General features: G+C 39.3%; 15 protein-coding genes. All 15 read left to right on the plus strand.

Annotated features, from left to right (window positions below):
- Window positions 1-89 precede the first annotated feature (89 nt).
- The 15 genes from fabG to AWM73_RS04160 all read left to right on the plus strand — a co-directional run bounded on the left by fabG (window position 90) and on the right by AWM73_RS04160 (window position 21,195).
- Window positions 90-827 (plus strand): 3-oxoacyl-ACP reductase FabG, encoded by a 738-nt coding sequence (gene fabG / locus AWM73_RS04090; RefSeq protein ID WP_013669418.1) that lies wholly within the window; start codon window positions 90-92, stop codon window positions 825-827.
- Between the two features lie 77 nt (window positions 828-904).
- Window positions 905-2,245: a GntP family permease gene (locus AWM73_RS04095; RefSeq protein ID WP_060778198.1), complete on the plus strand. Its 1,341-nt coding sequence runs from the start codon at window positions 905-907 to the stop codon at window positions 2,243-2,245.
- 36 nt (window positions 2,246-2,281) lie between these two features.
- Window positions 2,282-3,859 (plus strand): acyl CoA:acetate/3-ketoacid CoA transferase, encoded by a 1,578-nt coding sequence (locus AWM73_RS04100; protein WP_013669534.1) that lies wholly within the window; start codon window positions 2,282-2,284, stop codon window positions 3,857-3,859.
- A gap of 50 nt (window positions 3,860-3,909) precedes the next feature.
- Entirely contained in the window at window positions 3,910-5,157 is a 1,248-nt protein-coding gene (locus tag AWM73_RS04105; protein ID WP_060778199.1) for a thiolase family protein, read from the plus strand.
- A 193-nt stretch (window positions 5,158-5,350) separates the two neighbouring features.
- Entirely contained in the window at window positions 5,351-8,569 is a 3,219-nt protein-coding gene (locus AWM73_RS04110) for a DEAD/DEAH box helicase (protein WP_076340214.1), read from the plus strand.
- Window positions 8,570-8,605: 36 nt separating this feature from the next.
- Window positions 8,606-9,820, plus strand: coding sequence for a CapA family protein (locus AWM73_RS04115; protein ID WP_060778201.1), 1,215 nt, complete (start codon window positions 8,606-8,608; stop codon window positions 9,818-9,820).
- 13 nt (window positions 9,821-9,833) lie between these two features.
- Complete coding sequence (locus AWM73_RS04120; protein WP_060778202.1) at window positions 9,834-10,412, plus strand: sugar O-acetyltransferase; 579 nt, start codon at window positions 9,834-9,836, stop codon at window positions 10,410-10,412.
- A gap of 171 nt (window positions 10,413-10,583) precedes the next feature.
- Window positions 10,584-11,369: a 30S ribosomal protein S2 gene (gene rpsB, locus AWM73_RS04125; RefSeq protein ID WP_060778203.1), complete on the plus strand. Its 786-nt coding sequence runs from the start codon at window positions 10,584-10,586 to the stop codon at window positions 11,367-11,369.
- 147 nt (window positions 11,370-11,516) lie between these two features.
- Complete coding sequence (gene tsf / locus AWM73_RS04130; RefSeq protein ID WP_060778204.1) at window positions 11,517-12,392, plus strand: translation elongation factor Ts; 876 nt, start codon at window positions 11,517-11,519, stop codon at window positions 12,390-12,392.
- Window positions 12,393-12,473: 81 nt separating this feature from the next.
- Window positions 12,474-13,190, plus strand: coding sequence for a UMP kinase (gene pyrH / locus AWM73_RS04135; RefSeq protein WP_013669226.1), 717 nt, complete (start codon window positions 12,474-12,476; stop codon window positions 13,188-13,190).
- A 4-nt stretch (window positions 13,191-13,194) separates the two neighbouring features.
- The gene (gene frr / locus AWM73_RS04140) at window positions 13,195-13,755 is read left to right on the plus strand and encodes a ribosome recycling factor (RefSeq protein ID WP_013669985.1); all 561 of its coding nucleotides are present in this window, start codon (window positions 13,195-13,197) and stop codon (window positions 13,753-13,755) included.
- Between the two features lie 252 nt (window positions 13,756-14,007).
- Window positions 14,008-14,748 (plus strand): isoprenyl transferase, encoded by a 741-nt coding sequence (locus tag AWM73_RS04145; protein ID WP_060778205.1) that lies wholly within the window; start codon window positions 14,008-14,010, stop codon window positions 14,746-14,748.
- A gap of 15 nt (window positions 14,749-14,763) precedes the next feature.
- On the plus strand, window positions 14,764-15,555 hold the full coding sequence (locus tag AWM73_RS04150) for a phosphatidate cytidylyltransferase (RefSeq protein ID WP_060778206.1): 792 nt from the start codon (window positions 14,764-14,766) through the stop codon (window positions 15,553-15,555).
- Between the two features lie 12 nt (window positions 15,556-15,567).
- Entirely contained in the window at window positions 15,568-16,830 is a 1,263-nt protein-coding gene (gene rseP / locus AWM73_RS04155) for an RIP metalloprotease RseP (protein ID WP_060778207.1), read from the plus strand.
- A 51-nt stretch (window positions 16,831-16,881) separates the two neighbouring features.
- A complete protein-coding gene (locus AWM73_RS04160) occupies window positions 16,882-21,195 on the plus strand; it encodes a PolC-type DNA polymerase III (RefSeq protein ID WP_060778208.1) in 4,314 nt (1,437 codons plus the stop codon).
- Window positions 21,196-21,378 lie beyond the last annotated feature (183 nt).

The raw sequence follows: 21,378 nt of genomic DNA on the forward strand, positions 1-21,378 counted from the left end.
AATAAGTATGTAAAAGAAATGGTTTGTAGTTACTTAGCTCGTTATAACTATAAATTAATACATTAGCTATTTCAAAGGAGGAAGATCGAATGTTTAACGATCAAGTTGTTGTAGTTACTGGCGCTGGCCAAGGTATTGGTGCTGAAATCGCTAAAGAATTCGCTCAAGATGGTGCTCAAGTAGTCATTGTTGATTTCAATGAAGAAACGGCACAAAAGACAGCAGAAGCCATTAATGAAAATAATGGTAAAGCAGTTGCTTATCAAGCGGATGTATCTGATTTCGACCGTGCAGAGGAAATTATTGCTGATGTTGTTGAAAAATACGGAAAAGTTGATGTCTTAATCAACAATGCTGGTATTACCCGTGATGCTTCATTGAAGAAAATGACTAAAGAACAATGGGATCAAGTTATTGCAACTAACTTAACAGGTGTATTTAACTATTCTAAAGCAGCATTTATTCGCATGACTGCCGCAGGGTACGGACGTATTGTAAACGCTTCTTCCTTAGCAGGGGTTGAAGGTAACTTCGGTCAAACCAACTATTCCGCTTCAAAAGCAGGTATTATTGGTATGACTAAGACAATCGCTCGTGAAGGTGCTGCAAAAGGGGTTACCGTTAATGCCGTTGCACCAGGTTTCATTGAAACCCCAATGACCGATGCTATTCCAGAAGAAATCAAACAAAATATGATTGATGGTATCCCAGTAAAACGTATTGGTTATCCAAAAGACATTGCCAATGCAATGAAATTCTTAGCTTCACCAGATTCAGGTTATATCACTGGTCAATTACTACAAGTTAACGGTGGTATGAACATGTAATGTCGCTCGCTGCATAAAAATTAAAGGAACGGTTAACCGTTCCTTTAATCATGTTTTTTACAGCAAGGAGAAAATATATGGAAATTCTTGGCGTAATCGGTATATTTCTTGCGATTATCGCAATTATTTATTTATCAGTTAGAGGATTAAACATTGTTATTGCTGCTCCTCTAGCCACATTAATTGTTATTCTAACCAACCAAATGGACATCTTTGGGTCATTAATTGGTGATGCACCTTCTTATATGACCGGTCTTGCAGGTTTCTTAATTAAAAACTTTGCGATTTTCCTATTAGGTGCAGTTCTGGCTCAATATATGGAAAAAAGTAATGCAACAGTTTCTATCGCTAACTGGGTTTTGGCCAAAGTTGGTTTAGATAATCCCTTTATTGTGTTAGTAGCATTCGCAGGTATTGCAGCAATATTAACTTATGGTGGGATTAGCTTATTTGTGGTTATGTTTGCCTTAGTTCCATTAGCTCGACCAATCTTTAAAAAATTAAATGTGAATTGGTCCTTATTACCTATTCCACTATTCTTGGGAATGGCAACCGTAACTATGTCTATGCTGCCAGGGACACCTTCAGTTCAAAACGCGGTACCAACGACTTACTTAGGGACTACTTTAACAGCAGCTCCTGTGTTGAGTATGATTGGTGTTATTACTGTGGTTGCTTTTGGACTGACCTACTTAAAGTTTCAATTAAATCGGAGTCTAGCTAAAGGAGAAACTTTCTATTCTTATTTAGGTGAAGGGGAATCAGTTGGAGAAGAAGCTGACCTTGACGCTGAAACAGATGAAGATAATATTCCTCCAATTTTATTAGCTATCTTACCATTGGTTACTTTAGTAGCGATTATTTTAATCTTCAGTGATGTGCCGAATATTATTTTGATTGCTTTAACTGTGGGTATCTTATTAAGTGCCTTCTTATATCGAAAATATTTACCAAAACAAACTTCACTATTGAATGATGGAGCTAATAGTGCTGTACCATCAGCCTTTGCTACCTCAAGCTCAGTAGCTTTTGGGTCAGTATTAACCAGTGCTCCTGGCTTCAGTGTGGTTCAAGATGCGATTATGTCTATCCCGGGTAACCCTTTAATTGGACTATCTGTAGCAACTGCTTTACTTGGCGGGATTACAGGTTCTAGTTCCGGGGCTCTGGGGATCGTTATGCAAAACTTTGCACCAACTTATTTAGAAATGGGAATTGCGCCTGAATTGATTCACCGTATTGCAGTTGTTGCATCAGCTGTGATTACAGTGGTTCCTCATTCGGGAGTGACAATCACATTTAACAATTTGACTGGCTTAAGTTTAAAAAATGCTTTCATGCATCAGTTTATAATGGTTAATGGTGGTCACTTGCTTGCCTTAATCGCTATGTTAATTGCTTCAACAATTTTATATTAAGAAAACAAATGTATTTATAGAAAAGGAGAGAGATAAATGGGTAAAAAGAAACCAGTTATTTCAAGACGTGAAGCAGCTGATTTAATTAAAGATAACGATCTATTAGCTACTTGTACTTTTGGTTTAGGGGGCTTACCTGAAGACTTACTAGTAGGGGTTAAAGAACGTTACGAAGAAGAACAACATCCTAAAGACATCACTTTCATGTGGTCATGTGGCATTGGTAACAACAAACCTGGCCGTGGAGCTGACCACTTATTAGCAGATGGTTTGGTTAAACGTATCATTGCTGGTCACGTTGGTTCTTCACCTGGTATGGTTGACAAGGTTGTTAATAACGAAGTTGAAGCCTACTTATTACCACAAGGTGTATTTACTCAACTTTATCGTGCTATTGCTGGTAACAAACCTTTCTTAACCAAAGTTGGTTTACAAACTTATGTTGACCCTCGTTTAGAAGGGGCTAAAGCGACTGAAAAAACCACTGAAGAACTTATTGAATTAGCTGAATTTGGTGGCGAAGAATGGTTGAAATATCCAGATTTTGATATTGATGTTGCCTTCATCCGTGGATCATTTGCTGATGAAAAAGGAAATATGAATGTTGAAGATGAGACCTGTATTCTTGAACAACTTGAATTAGCAATGGCTACCAAGAAAAAAGGTGGTACCGTTATTGCTCAAGTAAAACAAATTGTTGAAAACAACTCTCTAGATCCTAAGAGTATTGTCGTACCAGGTGGTTTAATTGACTATATTGTGGTAGCTGACCCTGAATATCACTACCAAACCATGGGAACCTATTACAGCCCAGAGCTAGCTGGGAAAATCAATGTTCCAGTGGACAGCGTTAAACCTGCACCACTTTCATCACGTAAGGTCATTGGTCGTCGTGCAGCTATGGAATTACAACCAGATTCTGTGATTAACTTAGGTATCGGTACACCTGACATGGTGGCCTCTGTTGCCCAAGAAGAAGGCGTTGCTGACGAATATGTGACAACTCTAGAGATGGGTATCTGGGGTGGTAGTGCTGCTGGTGGTTTAGACTTTGGTGCTTCACGTAATGCTGATGCTTCTATTGCTATGGCTAATCAATTTGACTTCTACGATGGTAATGGATTAGACCTTTCTGTATTAGGGATTGGACAAATTGACCAATATGGTAACAATAACGTTACAAAATTTGGGCCTAAAGTTCCTGGCCCAGGTGGATTCATCAACATCTCCCAAAATACTAAGAACCTTGTCTTTGTAGGTACATTAACTGTTGGGGGTAAATCCCACATCGAAGACGGTAAATTAGTCATTGATGAACAAGGTCGTGGACCTAAATTCCTAAAAGAAGTAGAACAAGTAAGTTTCTCTGGTAAATATGCTCAAGAAAACGATCAAAATATCTTATACGTCACTGAACGTGCTGTCTTTGACTTACATGAAGGTAAAGTTCGTTTAATTGAAATTGCACCAGGAATTGACCTCCAAAAAGATGTCCTCGATCAAATGGAATTTGAACCTGAAATTGCCGAAGACTTGAAAGAAATGAATCCTGATATCTTTAAAGAAGAATGGGGCGGGCTTAAAGAAATTATTGATGCAAAATCTAAAAAATAATTAGATATGTTGTATAATAAAGGCCTTGAAATTAAAGGAGGATTTAGTGAATGTTAAAAGCTAAAAATGAAGAAGTTGTTTTTGTCGGTGCCGCACGGACTCCTGTTGGTGCTTACCTAGGCGACTTAAAGACTGTACCAGTTGACGAATTAGGGGTGATTTCTCTTACAGAAGCTGCTAAACGTGCTGGTGTTGCCGTTGAAGACATCGAAGAAGTTATTGTTGGTCATGTCACTGGATCACAAACAACCAATAATTTAGGTAACATTATCGGAATTGATGCAGGCGTAAAAAATACTGCAACAGGTATGACCATTAACCGCATTTGTGGATCAGGTATTCAATCCGCTGTATCAGCTGCACAAGAATTACTATTATCCAACAAAAGTATCATTGCCGCTGGTGGGGTAGAATCTCTATCTCGTGCACCTTTCTATCTACCAGAATCCGTTCGTTATGAGGGGTTAAAAGGAGGCAACAAACCTTTAATTGATGCTAACTTAGCAGGACACAGCTCTGCTTCTGGTAAAGATTCTGGTGTTAACCACATGGGGAACACTGCAGAAAATGTTGCTCGTAAATACGGAATTACTCGTGAACGCGCTGACCAATTTGCGGTAGAATCCCAACGTAAAGCTGCAGAAGCTATGGAAAACGGACGTTTCGCTCAAGAAATCATTCCAGTAGAAGTTAAAGGACGTAAGGGGAAAGTTAACGTCGTAGAAAAAGACGGCCATCCACGTCCAGGAACATCGATGGAATCATTAGCTAAATTACGCCCAGCTTTTGAAAAAGATGGTATTGTTACTGCAGGTAATGCTTCTGGATTAAATGATGGTGGTGCTTTTGAAATTATGACCACCAAATCAGTTGCTGAAGAACGTGGCTTAGAAATCATGGCTCGCGTCGTTGACTACCAAATTGCTGGTTGTGACCCTGCTTACATGGGATTAGGACCAGTTCAAGCCATTAAAGACATTCTTGCCCGTCAAGAAATGGACCTTAAAGAAGACATTGATATCTTAGAAATTAATGAAGCCTTTGCCGCTCAAACTATTGGTTGTCTGATCGAGCTTGGTATTGAAGAAGATACTGACTTCTACAAGAATCATTTCAACCCACATGGTGGTGCAGTTGCTTTAGGTCACCCATTAGGCATGTCTGGTGCACGTATCATTACATCCTTATTGTATGAATTCAAGAACCATCCAGAATACCGTTATGCGATTGCTTCAGCATGTATCGGTGGGGGACAAGGTATTGCTCTCTTACTTGAAAATGGTTATTACCAAGGCTAATTTTAATCGTTAGCTTAAAATATAACTCCTAGGGACTTTTCCTAGGAGTTTTTGTTATTTGTAGGATCTAAATATTAGTAAGGGCAGACTTCTACATATGCGTTAAGGCTGGATATTCTATTCACTTTTACGTCGGTATGGTATAATAAATTAATTCAAAGAAGTTAATTATTTATAAAAAGTGGGTGAATTTATGCGTTGGAGTATACCAACAAAAATGATTGAGGAAGGTAGGCAGCTAGTTAACCAAGACCGTGTACTAAAAGTGATTCCTAATGAAAATGAAGCTATTTGGCGCGCAGAAGTTCTTGATGATGAAAAATACATCGTTATTTTAGATGGAACTGGTAAAGAAGAAGATATTTGTCGTTGTATCACCTGGCAACAAAAATCTTACTGCCCACATACTGTTGCAGTGGAATTGTTTTTACGTGACCATGATGTGGTCCGTGCCATGGCATATTCCAAGCGACCTCTATTTCATTATCCAGAAAATGTGATGGACCAGCATCCATCAATTGATAAATTACTCACTTCCTACCGTGAAAGAATGGATTACCAGCTCAGTGACCAGGATCAAGTCAAGACCTATCGTTTAAAGGTTCAATTCGAAATTTACGATATGACTGGACTCCAATATCAATTATCGAGTGAAAGACTCTTTTATTTAAGGCTAAAAGTTGGCTATGATCAACTTTACTATGTTCAAGATTTTACGGATTTTTATCGACAACTTTTAAATGCGGGCTCATATAGGCTCTCCAACCGCCACGATAAAGCGGTCTGGCTTATTAAAGAAGCCTTTAATGCTGATACTTATGACTTGCTTTACCAATTAGCCTTGATTAAGGAAAATAACAATCACCGCCTAGAAGCAGGATTAAATATTTCTACATCTCACCAAAGCCCTCAACGAGATTTCTTATCTCAGAAACAATTGTTCATGTTGATAGATTTTTATCAAGAGCACAGTGAATCAAATCAAGATGGCGACAACATCCAATTTTATCTCGATGATGACTTAGTTGAGCTTAACTTTTATCAAGACAAACGGCCAGTCTTACTTGAACTTCAGCACAAGGATGGAAATTACCTAGTGATCATGAATCCTAGGATGCGATTATATAAGTTCTACCAAATGATCTTCGATGGCTACAATCTCTATAGAATTGAAGCTGACCAAAGTTATTTTGATGACTTAGAATTGTTGCAAGGGACATTTGCTGACCATTCCTACCAGTGGCAGCTTAGTGCGGATGAGGTTGAAGAGTTTATTTCTTGTTTTGGCTACCAAATTCTTGCTCATGGTCTTATCAATAATATTGTATTGTTAAGTTTTGCTTCAGGAATGGGCCCATTGAAAGTAGAGATATCCCTAGATGTCAGTGATCGTTTCTTACAAGCTGATTTAATCTATCATTATGGCCAGTACCAGTTATCTGATACTCCAGGAGAAAATATTTTGCCAGAAAAGGGCATTATCTTAAGAGATATTAAGGGCGAAATTCAATCCGAGCAACAACTTATCAAATTAGCCTTTGAAAAATCAGATAATCAATTTATTAGTCAATTTGATAATTTTAATCAAACCATGGAAGCGTTAAACGATTGTCAGAAATTCTTCCCTAAGGATTGGACGGTGACTTATAGTCAACAATTAGAGGAATGGCAAAATAACGATAAGCAATTAAAAGTAGAAACTGGTAAAAATGAAGAGAATCGTTTCTTAACGATTAATTTCACCCTGGATGATGTTGATGACGATGAAGTCAATGAAATTTTAAAGGCTATCGAGCAAAACGACCAATACCTGCAGTTAGATAGTGGAAAAATTATTGATTTGAAGAAAATCATTACTCCTCAACAGAATAAAATGTTAAAACAGCTGCGTTCTGGCAATACACATTGGGAAAATGGTGGACAAGTTCCTGCCTACCAGAGCCTAAAATATGCAGATGCTCTAGGTCAGGCAGTGGATTTTGAACAGTTCTACCAAGATATTATTCACCCAGCTCGGTCAGATTACCAAAGCAATCCAGGCTTAAAAACTGAATTAGCCCCTTATCAGAAATATGCTGTTCAGTGGTTAGGTCAATTGGCTAAATATAACCTTGGTGGACTATTAGCTGATGAAATGGGACTAGGAAAAACGGTTCAAACCGTGGCTTTCTTGCTGGATTACTTTGATAAACTGCCTCAAGCCAATGTGCTCATTTTAGCCCCAGCTTCTGTTATCTATAATTGGAAATATGAAATTCAACGCTTTGCACCAGAGGTGAAGGTTGTGGTATTAGATGGTAGTGTTGAGGAAAGAGAAAAAATCCGTCAGGAAAATCCCAAGGCTATTTGGATTTGCTCTTACCATTCCTACCGTAATGACCAGGAAGCCTACCACCAAGAATATTTTGATGTCTTGATTCTAGATGAAGCTCAAGCACTCAAGAATGAACGCACGGTTTTATACCAATCAGTCGTTAACCAAGATAGTGGTATGCGGATCGGATTATCGGGGACTCCTTTAGAGAATAATTTAAATGAATTTTGGGCTTTGGTGCAAATGATTTTACCAGGTCTATTACCACAGAAGAAAGAATTTCAAGCCATGTCCATTGAAAGTATTCGTAAATTGGTTAGCCCCTTTGTCTTACGTCGAACCAAACAGGAAGTTCAATTGGAATTGCCTGATAAGTCCGTCCATAATCGCTATGCTAGCTTAGAATCAAATCAAAAGGCGGTTTATCTTGCTTACTTGGAAGATATCCGCGATCGCCTAAAAGATAATGATGTCAATGGTTCTCACAAACACATGGAAATGCTGGCAGCAATTACTCGTTTAAGACAAATTTGTTGCCATCCAGCTCTAGTGAATGCTGACTACCAAGGAACGAGTGGAAAATTTGAATATTTCAAGCGGATGTTAGAACGGGCCTTAAGTAATAATCGTAGAATATTGGTCTTTTCACAATTTACATCGATGCTAGCCATCATGCAGGATTATTTAGACCAAGAGGGAATTAACTATTTTATTATTGAAGGAAAAACCAATAAAGAAAAACGCCAAGATCAAGTCAACCGCTTCAACCAAGGTGAAGGCTCCGTCTTTTTAATCTCCCTAAGAGCTGGCGGGGTAGGAATTAATCTGACCGGTGCGGATACTGTCTTTCTTTATGATCTGTGGTGGAATCCCTCTGTTGAAGAACAAGCTATCGGCAGGGCCCACCGAATCGGTCAGACCAAAGATGTTGAGGTATACCGATTCATTACAGAAGGAACGATTGAAGAGCGCATTGCTGAATTACAAGAAGAAAAGCGCCATCTTTTCGATGAACTCTTCCAAGATGAGGAAATGGGAGAAAGTTCCCACTTAACCATGGATGACTTACGCTTTATTTTAGATATGCCAGCTAGTTAAAAGCGAATAAGCAAGCATAAATAGAGGAGGTAGACGATGAATATCAAAGGATTGTTAAAAGCGCTTTTAGGTGTTTTCTTTGCCCTATTAATTGTTATTTCAGGAGCATTTCTTTATCAAGAATTAAAGCATTCTAAGGATGACCAAAGTTGGGAGTTTAGCTTAAAGCCTAAAAATAATTCTTCAAAAGCAAATACTGCTCGCATTTTTTGTAATGGGGACCTACTTTATCACGATATCGTTTATTGGTCTGCTGAGCAGGGAGATGGGACTTATGATTTTAATAATAACTTCCGTTACGTTAAAGATTGGTTAGGCCAGGGAGATTTGGTGATTGGAGATTACGAAGGCACCATCACACCAGGACGTGAGTTAACCGGCTATCCCATGTTTAATGCTCCAGTGGAAGTTGCTTCAGCCATAAAGAATGCTGGCTACGATGTGATGGCTTTAGCAAATAATCATATTTTGGATATGGGGTTAGAAGGAGTCGCTTCAACTCAAAAAGCCTTTAATGATTTAGGGATCGATACTATCGGAGTTTATACCAAGGCACCACGCTCCACTGATCAACTCTTAATTAAAGAGGTTAATGGCATTAAAATAGCCATTTTGAATTATGCTTATGGCTACAACGGTATGGAACAAAATCTGTCCCAAAAAGAATATGAGGCTTCCATGAGTGACCTTGATGAAGAGAAAATGAAGGAAGAGATTAACTTTGCTGAGGAAAATGCGGATATAACTATTGTAATGCCACACATGGGTATCGAATATCAATTACAACCCAATGAAGAACAGAAAGCGCTTTACCATAAGATGATTGACTGGGGGGCCGATCTCATCTTTGGGGGCCATCCTCATGTCATTCAACCAAGTGAAGTCGTTAACCACAATGGTGAAAATAAGTTTATTATCTATTCCATGGGGAATTTCCTCTCTAATCAACGGATCGAAACCGTTGACAACCCTTGGACGGAAAGAGGGGTGCTGATGGATGTTAGCTTGACTAAGCAGGGAGACACCACCAAGATTGAAACTATTCAAGCCCATCCTACCTGGGTTAATCGTACACCCAATGGAAAAAGAGGGCACGGCTTCGATCTATATGACTACACAGTTTATGTCTTAGAAGATTGGGTTCAAGGCGGGAAGTACTATGGTCAATTAGATCATGCGACTCAAGCTAGAGTGGATCGCGCTTACCAAGAAACGCTTGACCATGTCAATTTACAATGGCCTAAGGAATAAAAAGGAAGGTAAAATGTCTGAACGCAAAAAAATGCAAGCTGGTCAATGGTATGACGCTAATTATGATGAAGAATTATTAGTTATGCGCCAAAAGGCCCAGCTCTTAGCTAAAAAATATAATGATTATGTAGCTGAAGAACCTCAGCAAAAGGAAGCCTTCTTACGACAAATATTTGCCCACTTTGGGAATAATTCTCAGCTACTGGCTCCTTTTTATGTTGACTATGGGACTAATGTTAGTATCGGAGATGATTGCTTTATCAATTATTCTGCTTACTTTATGGACGGGGCCCCTATTACTATAGGAGACCACTGTTTTATTGGCCCCTTTTGTGGTTTCTATACGGCACAGCACCACCTACAAATTAAAAAGCGTAACCAGGGCCTAGAGCGGGCTCTACCAATTATAGTTGGGGCAAATTGTTGGTTAGGAGCTAATGTTTCAGTGATGCCTGGAGTAAGTATTGGTTCTGGTGCAGTGATTGGAGCCGGAAGCGTGGTCACTAAGGATATTCCGGACAACGCCTTAGCAGTCGGAGTCCCTGCGAAGATTATTCGCTATATCAACCAGGATGAGGGTTATGATGAGTAACAAAAATAGCATTAGGCCCTTGTATTATTTCCAATAATGATATATAATAGGCCAGTATGTGTTCAACATATATTTATTTCACACTGCGTGGATTGAAACGCCAGGTGCTCTAGCATGAGTAGCGTTTCTTGGAAGCGTAGGCGGAAAAATAACCAAATGGAGGTAATAGATATGTCACAAGTGACTATGAAACAATTATTAGAAGCAGGGGTTCACTTCGGTCACCAAACCCGTCGTTGGAATCCTAAAATGGACCGTTACATTTTTACCGAACGTAATGGCATTTATATTATTGACTTACAACAAACCGTTAAATTATTAGACAAGGCTTACAACGTGGTTCGTGATATTGCCGCTAACGGTGGTAACATCCTATTTGTTGGGACCAAAAAGCAAGCTCAACAAGCCATTGAAGAAGAAGCATTACGTTGTGGACAATACTATGTTAACCATCGTTGGTTAGGTGGTTTATTAACTAACTGGGACACCATTCAAAAGAGTATCCAACGCATGCGTGATATTGACCGCATGGAAGAAGACGGCACTTTTGATGTCCTACCTAAAAAAGAAGTTTCTGAATTAAATAAAGAACGTGAAAAATTAGAAAACAACCTTGGTGGGATGGCAGATATGCCTAGCTTACCAGATGCAATTTTTGTGGTAGACCCACGTAAGGAAGAAATTGCAGTCAATGAAGCTAAGAAACTAAACATTCCAATCATCGCTATGGTCGACACTAACTGTGACCCAGATGATATTGATTATGTCATTCCTTCAAACGATGACGCCATTCGTGCGATTCGTCTAATTGCAAGTACTTTAGCTGATGCTGTACTTGAAGGTAACCAAGGTGAAGATGACGAAGACGCAAGCGAAGAATTAGCAACAGACGAAGATTTAGAAAAAGTTGCTGCCCAATTTGCTAGTGAAAACGAAGAAGCAGAAGGCCAAGAATAATCTAAATCGGTTGCAGTAAAACGCTAAAAATAGTAAGATATAAAAGAGTAGATAGCTATCTTCTTAGGTAACTCAAGCTTCAAGTAGCTTTTACTTATGAGATAGCTATTTTTTTGAAATGAATTCACTCTAGGAGGAAAATAAAATATGGCAATTAGTGCAAAGTTAGTTAAACAATTACGTGATCAAACTGGCGTGGGTATGATGGACGCTAAGAAGGCTCTTCAAGAAACTGATGGGGACATCGATAAGGCTGTCGACTACTTACGTGAATCTGGTCAAATGAAAGCTGCTAAGAAGGCGGATCGTGTTGCTGCTGAAGGTTTGGCAAAGATTTATATTGAAGGCAATACTGCAGCTATTTTAGAAGTAAATACTGAAACTGATTTTGCTGCAAAAAATGATAAGTTCACTGAAATCATCGATGAAATTGGTCATGCCTTAGTACAATATAAGCCACAAGATATGGAAGAAGCTAAGGAAAAAGTTGAAATTAACGGTGAATCCTTAGAAGACTACCTTACTCAAAAGACTGCGATTATTGGTGAACGGATTAACTTCCGTCGTTTCACTGTTTTTGAAAAAACTGATGACCAAGTATTCGGACAATATGTCCACATGGGTGGGAAAATTGCTACACTTGTTTTAGTAAACAGTTCTGATGACCAGTTAGCTTTAAATCTTGCCTTACATGTTAGTGGGATTGCACCTAAATATGTTAGTGAAGAGCAAATTCCCCAAGAAGAACGTGATCATGAACGTGAAGTCTTGACTGAACAAGCTAAAAATGAAGGTAAGCCTGAAAAGATTATCGAAAAAATGGTTGAAGGTCGTATGCACAAATTCTATGCTGAAGTTTGTTTAAATGACCAAGACTACTTACTCGATGACAGCATGACTGTTAAAGAATTATTAGACAAAGAAGATGCTTCTGTAGAAGATTTCCGTCGCTACGCTGTTGGTGAAGGAATTGAAAGAAAAGAAGAAGATTTCGCAGCTGAAGTTCAAAGTCAAATGCGTTAATCATCCAGCAATACTTTGTTGGAAAATACTAATAGGTTGGGTTAAGCCCAGCCTTTTTATTAGAAGGTTAAGGAGCGAATCATGTCTACAAAATATAAACGTATCGTTTTAAAATTGAGTGGGGAAGCCTTAGCAGGCGATAATAATTTTGGAATTGACCCTAAAACAATGAAAAAAATTGCCCAAGAACTCAAGGATGTCTACCAATTAGGGGTTGAAATAGCCATTGTCTGTGGTGGCGGAAATATTTGGCGTGGAAAAACTGGTGAAGAAATTGGTATGGAACGGGCTCAAGCAGATTATATGGGTATGCTAGCGACGATAATGAATGCCCTAGGATTGCAAGATGCCCTAGAAAACCTAGAAGTGCCTACCCGGGTCCAAACTTCTATTGAAATGCGCCAAATTGCTGAACCTTATATTCGTCGCAAAGCCGTGCGCCATTTAGAAAAAGATCGGGTAGTCATCTTTGCTGGCGGAACAGGGAACCCATATTTTTCCACAGACACAGCTGCTGCCTTACGCGCTGCAGAAATTGAAGCGGACGTTATTTTAATGGCTAAAAATGGAGTAGACGGTGTTTATACAGCTGATCCAAAAGTCGATCAAAATGCAGAGAAATTCTCAGAACTTTCTCACACAGAAGTGATTACCAAGGGCTTACAGGTCATGGATGCAACAGCAAGTTCTTTGAGTATGGATAATGATATTCCGATTGTCGTCTTTAACCTTAACGAACGTGGAAATATTCGTCGTGTTGTTGAAGGGGAAGAAATCGGAACAACGGTAAGGGGTTAGGATAATGGATATTAATAACTTGTTTACGGAAACAAAAAACCGTATGAAGAAGAGCGAGCAATCATTGCAAAATGAACTCGGCAAAATTCGTGCTGGTGTAGCCAATGCCAGTTTATTGAATGGTATCTATGTCGAATATTATGGGGTTGATACGCCTTTAAATCAAATCGCATCAATTACCATTCCAGAGCCAAGAATGTTAATGGTGACTCCATATGACCGGAGTGCCTTAGACAATATTGATCGTGCCATTCAAATGTCAGATATTGGTATAGCTCCTACTAATGATGGGGAAAAAATTCGTTTAGTCATTCCTGCGCTAACTCAGGAACGTCGTCAAGAACTGTCTAAGTTAGTTGGTCGTGATTTAGAAGACGCCAAAATTGCAATTCGAAACATTCGTCGTGATGCTAATGATACCATTAAGAAAGCAGAAAAAGACGGAGAAATCACTGAAGACGATGCTCGTCGTAATGAAAAGGAAGTCCAAAAAATTACTGATGAAGTAACTGAACGTTTGGAAAAAATTGCTAGCGATAAAGAAGATGAAATTTTAAATAGTTAATCCTTACTTATTGCTTGAATTAGTGACTTTTTATTCCTTCTTTATATTTTAAAGAGGTGAATATTAAGTCACTTTTTCTTTTATTAGTCCTATTGTTAGCGATTAGAATCCAGCTTGATACTTTTAAGTAATTCTTCCCCGCTTCTTTCTCCTTACATGTTAAAATAGGTATTAATTTGAGAAATGAGATTTACAAAATTCCTGACTAATCGGTACAATATAACTAGTATTTATATTTGAGGTGGAAACATTATGAACGAAACGCATCCTTTTGACCCTAATTTAGAAATTCCCCAGCATGTTGCAATTATCATGGATGGTAACGGTCGTTGGGCGAAGGAACGTGGCTTAAAGCGCACTGATGGACACCATGAGGGCCTAAAAGCCATTCGCCGCGTCGCTGTAGCGGCCAGTCAAATCGGCGTCAAGATATTAACTGTATATGCCTTTTCTACCGAAAATTGGAAACGCCCTCGTAGTGAAGTGTCTTATCTCATGAAATTGCCTAATTTAATGGAAGCAGAACTCTTGCCCGAATTGATAGAGAATAATGTTCAGGTTAAAATTATGGGGGATAAAGGCTCAGTACCTAAATACACTATCCAATCTATTGACAATGCTATAGATAAGACTAAGGAAAACACTGGCTTAATTCTCAATATTGCCTTTAATTATGGGAGTAGAGCTGAGATAGTTGAGGCGGTAAAGGAAATCGCCGGTGAAGTTAAATTTGGGCATTTAGATCCTGACTCGATAGATGAAGACACGATCAGCCATCATCTCATGACCCAACAACTTGCCCCCTACAATGACCCTGATTTTTTAATTCGCTCGAGTGGGGAAGTCCGATTAAGTAATTATTTACTTTGGCAATTGGCCTATAGTGAAATGTATTTTATTGATACTAAGTGGCCTGATTTTGACAAAAAAACCTTTTTATCATGTATTGGCGAATACCAAAGCCGTCAAAGACGCTACGGGGGCCTAAAATAGAATGGATGTATGACTATGAAGACGCGTACGATTACTGCAATTATCGCTTTAGTAATTTTTATACCTTTCTTATTTATTGGAGGAGGGTATTTTGAAGCTTTAGTTGTCTTGTTAGGAATCGTTAGTTTGAGTGAATTACTAAAAATGATGAATGTCCCGCTTTTTTCTTTTGAGGGGCTGGTTACCCAGTTGATGATGTTGGTCGTCTTACTTCCTGACCGGGTCCTATCTTTTATTCCACATTCTCTAACGGTAATGGATCTCTTCTATGCTGGTATCATTTTTTTGTTTATAGCCATGGTTTATTTTCCTGAACAAATGGATTTTAAGCGCCTATGTGCTTTAGCCGTTTCAGCCGTTTATGTAGGCATTGGTTATCATTATATGATTATGACACGACGGTTAGGCCTTTTTGCTGTTATTTTTGCCTTTGGTATTATATGGTTTAATGATAGTTTTGCTTATCTAGCGGGCGTTCATTTTGGCCGCCATAAGTTAGCGCCTAAGATATCACCTAATAAAACCATTGAAGGCTCAATCGGTGGGATATTGGCAGGGATCATCTATAGTTTGTGCCTGAATTTTTTCGATGGTAGTTTGGGCTTACCACTTTTATCAGTGATTATCCTTGCTACTGCTCTTTGTCTCTTAGGCCAGTTTGGCGACCTGATTGAATCAGCTATTAAACGTTACTTTAAAGTGAAAGATAGTGGAAAAATTTTACCAGGGCACGGCGGCTTACTGGACCGATTTGATAGTCTACTGATTGTTCTACCAATGTTTCATTATTTAGTGGCATTTTTGTAGTAAGGAGTTTCTATGAAAGCAATTATCGTTTTTATTATTATTTTCAGTGTTATCGTGATATTCCATGAATTTGGCCACTTTATCATGGCTAAACGGTCAGGAATTATGGTTCGTGAGTTTGCTATTGGTATGGGACCACGTATTTTTCATTATGAAGGAGAAGAAACCACTTATACCTTACGTCTTTTACCAATTGGTGGCTATGTGCGTATGGCTGGTCTTGAAGATATGGATGAAGTCATTGAACCAGGACGACAAATTAAAGTCGGCTTTAATGATGACCAAGTGATTGATTTAATTTGCTTAGACAGTAACGAGGAAGATATTGAGGCTCTCCCATTGGAAGTAATGGATAGTGATTTGTCTGAGTCTATGTATATTCGTGGGGTTCCATTTGGTGAAACTGAATCAAAAAAATATACTGTTAGCCCAGAAGCCTATATTTTGGAAGAAAATGGTAGCCTAGTGAAAATTGCTCCGCTTGACAAACAGTTCCAATCAGCACCCTTAATTAACCGCCTGTTAACTAATATCATGGGGCCAATCAACAATTTTATTTTAGGGATCTTGGCCTTTATTCTTATCGCCTTTCTTCAAGGTGGTGTTTATAGCAATGCTCCGGTCTTAGGGGAAATGGTTGACAATTCAGTGGCCCAAGAAGCAGGATTAGAAAGCGGAGACCGGGTCATCAAGATTAATGATGAGAAAATTGATAGCTTTACCGATATGCAAAAAATTGTCAGTCAACACCCGGGTCAAGAAGTCAATTTTACCGTTGAACGTGACCAAGAGCAAAAATCCATCGCTGTTCAAGTGGGAGCAGTCGAAACGAATAAAGGTCAAAAAATCGGGCAAATTGGTGTACGCGCACCGCAAAATAAATCTTTTGGAGCAAAGATTGCTTATGGATTTAAAGCGACTTGGGCGATTATCGTTGGGATTATTAGTGCTATAGCGTCGATGGTCGTAAATGGTTTTGATATTAATAACTTTGGTGGTCCGGTTTATATGTACCAAGCGACTTCTCAAACTGTAGAAGTCGGCTTTATTGCCGTTCTACAGTTAATGGCTTATCTGACTGTGAATTTAGGCATAGTGAACCTCCTGCCTTTCCCAGCCCTTGATGGGGGCAAAGCCTTCCTTAATATCATTGAAGCCATACGTGGAAAAGCTTTAAGTGTGCGGACAGAGGGAATTATTAATTTGATTGGTTTTGTCTTATTAATGGTCTTAATGATTGCCGTGACCTGGAATGATATCTTACGATTATTTTAAATAAAAAGAGAAGCCCTTTTGAGGGTTTCTTTATTTTGAAGGGAGAATGAAATGCTTTCTAACGAAGAGATGTTTCAAACTTTACTTAGGCAAATGCATTGGCAGAGTGATGATGAAAATATTAAGCAGGGATCTATTGAAGAGGTGATTGTTCACCAAGTCTCTCGCTGCTATCAATTCAATATTCGTTTCCCAGAACGCTTACCTTTTTCTGCTTATCAACTTTTTTATGCCCAGTTAACCAATACTTTTCAAGCCATAGCCAAAGTAAAATTGAAAGTTATTATCAGTCAAGTAAGTACAGCTAGTGACCAAGAAGTGAGTGCTTATTGGCCAGTGATTTTGGAATGCTTGAATTTGTCAGATGGCATGGCTCAACAAGTTTTATATGCTAATCCTCCTAAAATTAACCAGGGGAAGATGTTCCTTTATGTAGAAAATGCCCCCATTCGAGAATATGTTGAAACTAACTACGTTCAGGCGATCCTGGATTGCTATCAGCGCCACGGCTTCGATAAGCTAAGTCTTAAGGTTATTGTTGATCAAGACAGGGCGAATGAGCGGCAAGAGCAATACCAGTCTAGACGTCAAGCGCTAGAGAAGGAAGAACAAGAAAAAGCCAAGCTTGTCCAGGAGCGTAGTGAGCAACCCCCTTCAAATGCTAAGCAAGTTAAATCTCCAGATCAAATTCGAATCGGTCGGTCTATTCCTAGTGACCAAGTTCAGATGATGAAAAGCTATACTGAAGAGCAGCGTCGTGCTGTAATGGAGGGTGTTGTTTTTGATGTTGAGATACGGGAATTAAGAACGGGGCGCTGCATTCTTGTCTTAAAAATGTCAGATTATACCTCGGCCTTTATTGTACAAAAATTCTCTAATACTGACGCTGATATTGCCATCTTCAATAGTATCAAGGAAGGTATGTGGCTACGTGTTCGAGGTGATATCCAAATGGATGACCGCTTTGCTAGAGACCTCGTTGTTAATGCACGTGACCTGGAAGCCATTGAAAAGGAACCACGTCAAGATACCATGCCGGAAGATCAAAAACGAGTAGAGCTTCACTTACACACGAATATGAGTGCCCTGGATGCTACGAATTCTGTGACTGATTTTGTCAAGCAAGCGGCCGCATGGGGGCACAAAGCTATCGCTGTTACTGACCATGGTAATGTCCAGGCTTTTCCTGAAGCTAGTCAAGCAGCTAAAGACACTGGGGTCAAGCTGATTTATGGTATGGAAGCCTATGTCGTTGATGATGGAGTCCCCATTGCCTATAATCCCGGCCACGTTGAATTAGAAAATGCGACTTATGTTATTTTTGACGTGGAGACGACCGGATTATCGGCAGTTTATAACACGATTATTGAAATTGGTGCGGTAAAAATGCATAAAGGAAATGTGGTCGGAGAATTTTCTGAGTTCTTAAATCCAGGCCATCACTTATCTAGTTTTACCACCGAATTGACAGGCATTACCGACAGTATGGTAGCTAATGCCCGTCCTGAACCCGAAGTCATGCAGGATTTCTTGGACTTCTGTCAAGGAACGATTTTAGTCGCTCATAATGCCAGCTTTGATGTTGGCTTTATTGATGCTGCCTACCAAAGAAATGGCTTACCTACCATAGAAAATCCTGTGATTGATACCTTGGAATTAGCTCGCTACCTTTACCCCCATTTGAAATCCTTCCGTTTAAACACCTTGTCCAAGCATTTTAACGTTTCTCTAGAACACCACCACCGGGCGATTTACGATGCGACTTCAACGGGTGCTTTGGCATGGATTTTTGTTAAGGAAGCTAAAGAATCTCATGATATGGTTTACCATGATCAGTTGAACCGTGATATAGGTCAAGGAGATGCCTATAAAAAGGGACGCCCCTTCCATGCGACCATCTTAGCCAAAAATCAAAAGGGGCTTAAGGACTTATTTAAATTAGTGAGTGCCTCTAATGTTGACTATTTTCACCGGGTTCCGCGTATTCCTCGCTCGCTCCTAAAAGAACACCGTGAGCATCTATTGATTGGTTCCGCTTGTTCAGAAGGAGAAGTCTTTACTGCTGCCATGCAGAAAGGAAAGGAAACCGCTAAGAAATTTGCTGAGTTTTACGATTACCTTGAAATTCAACCCAAAGCATCTTATGAGCCTCTTTTACGTAATCAAGATATTATCAATAATGAGGCTTTAGAAAATATTATTAACGATTTAGTGGACATTGGAGATGAACTTGGTATTACAGTGGTAGCGACAGGAGATGCGCATTATCTTAACCCCGAAGATAAGATTTACCGAGAAATTTTGATCAATTCGATAAAATCTAATCGCTCTAAATATTTTCCTAGAGCCCATTTCAGGACGACCAAAGAAATGCTCGATGATTTTGCCTTTTTGGGTGAAGAGAAAGCCTTTGAATTAGTCGTCACTAATTCTAATGCCATAGCTGATTCCATTGAATTTGTGGAACCTATTCACGATAAGTTGTATACACCCCATATCGATGGTGCTGAAGAGTCCATTCGTAATGATGCTTTTACTAAGGCTCATGAAATTTACGGTGAGAATTTACCTGAACTGATCGAAGAAAGATTAGAAAGGGAATTGGACAGTATTATTGGTAACGGTTTTGCGGTGATCTATTACATTGCGCAAAAGTTAGTGTGGAAATCGAATGAAGATGGCTATATTGTTGGTTCTCGGGGTTCGGTGGGCTCTTCCTTTGCTGCCACCATGTTAGGCATTACTGAAGTTAATCCCCTTCCACCACACTATGTCTGCCTGAACTGCCATTACAGTCATTTCTATATCCATGGCGAAATTGGGTCTGGTTTTGACTTAGAAGATAAGGATTGTCCCGAATGTGGTCAGCCATTGTCTAAGGATGGTCATGATATTCCTTTTGAAACTTTCTTAGGTTTTAATGGAGACAAGGTTCCTGATATCGACCTTAACTTCTCCGGAGAATATCAAGCTCAAGCCCATAACTATACTAAGGTCCTTTTTGGGGAGGACCACGTTTATAAAGCGGGAACCATCTCTACTGTTGCTGATAAAACCGCTTTTGGTTATGTTTTAGGTTATGACCGAGACCATAATTTAAACTTAAGGCAAACCGAAAAAGATTTTCTAGCCAAAGGGGCTACCGGGGTAAAACGGACAACTGGACAACACCCGGGTGGGATTATTGTAATTCCAGAAAACATGGACGTTTATGATTTTACCCCGATCCAATACCCTGCCGATGAGCAAACGGCTGATTGGCGAACTACCCACTTTGATTTCCATTCCATTCATGACAATGTCTTGAAATTAGACTGTTTGGGTCACGATGATCCTACGGTTATTCGTAAATTACAGGATCTGTCGGGAATTGAGCCGACAGATATCCCAATGGACGATCTCGAAGTTTATAAACTATTTAATGGAACCGAATCCCTTGGGGTGTCTCCAGAGCAAATTTTTTCCAAAACCGGAACCCTGGGTATTCCTGAATTTGGTACGCCATTCGTTAGACAGATGCTAGAAGCGACTCACCCTAGCACTTTTGCCGAATTACTACAAATTTCCGGTCTTTCTCATGGTACTGATGTTTGGCTGGGAAATGCGGAAACTTTGGTTAGTGAAAAGGGCATGGAATTAAAGGATGTTATTGGTTGTCGGGACGACATTATGATGGATTTGATTCATATGGGAGTTCCTAAGAGCGATTCCTTCCAAATTATGGAAAAGGTAAGAAAGGGGAAAGGGCTGTCACCTGAACACCAAGCGATCATGAAAGAGCATGAGGTACCAGAATGGTACATGGATTCCTGCCAAAAAATTAAGTATATGTTTCCTAAAGCCCATGCGGCTGCTTATGTGATTAATGCCTTGCGAGTAGCTTGGTTCAAAGTGCACCATCCTATTTGGTACTATTGTGCCTATCTCAGTGTCAGGGCTGAAGATTTTGATTTGAAAGCCATGGCAGGAGGTTTAGAATCGAACAAGGACCGCCTTAAAGAGATAAAGGCTAAAGGGAATGATGCCAGTGCCAAAGAAAAGGCCCTACAAATTGTGCTAGAATTAGTCAATGAAATGTGGGAGCGTGGTTTGAAATTTAAGATGGTTGATTTAGATAAATCAGATGCCAAAGACTTTGTTATCGAAGGAGAGGATACCTTAATTGCTCCATTCCGTGCTGTTTCTGGATTAGGTGTCAGCGTGGCTCAACAAGTCGTTAAAGCCAGAGAAGAATCTCCTTTCTTATCAAAAGAAGATCTGAAGATTCGTGGTAAGGTCAGCCAATCAGTTATCGACCATTTAGATGAATGCAATGCACTGAATGGCTTACCGGAAGAAAATCAATTGTCCCTATTTGATTTTTAAAAGAGATAAGCAATTGAAAGGCGTAATACTTAACAAGGCTGTTATTTTCGACAGCCTTGTTTTATTATATTGTATCTTCTATCTTTTCTAGTAGGGAGCCTTTTACTAGCTAATCGCTAGATTGCTATGTTACGATCAAAGTAAACTTATTTTTATTTGTTCATATTCACTTTTAAAGTGACT

The sequence above is a fragment of the Aerococcus urinae genome, assembly GCF_001543175.1.
Taxonomy (GTDB): Bacteria; Bacillota; Bacilli; order Lactobacillales; family Aerococcaceae; genus Aerococcus; species Aerococcus urinae.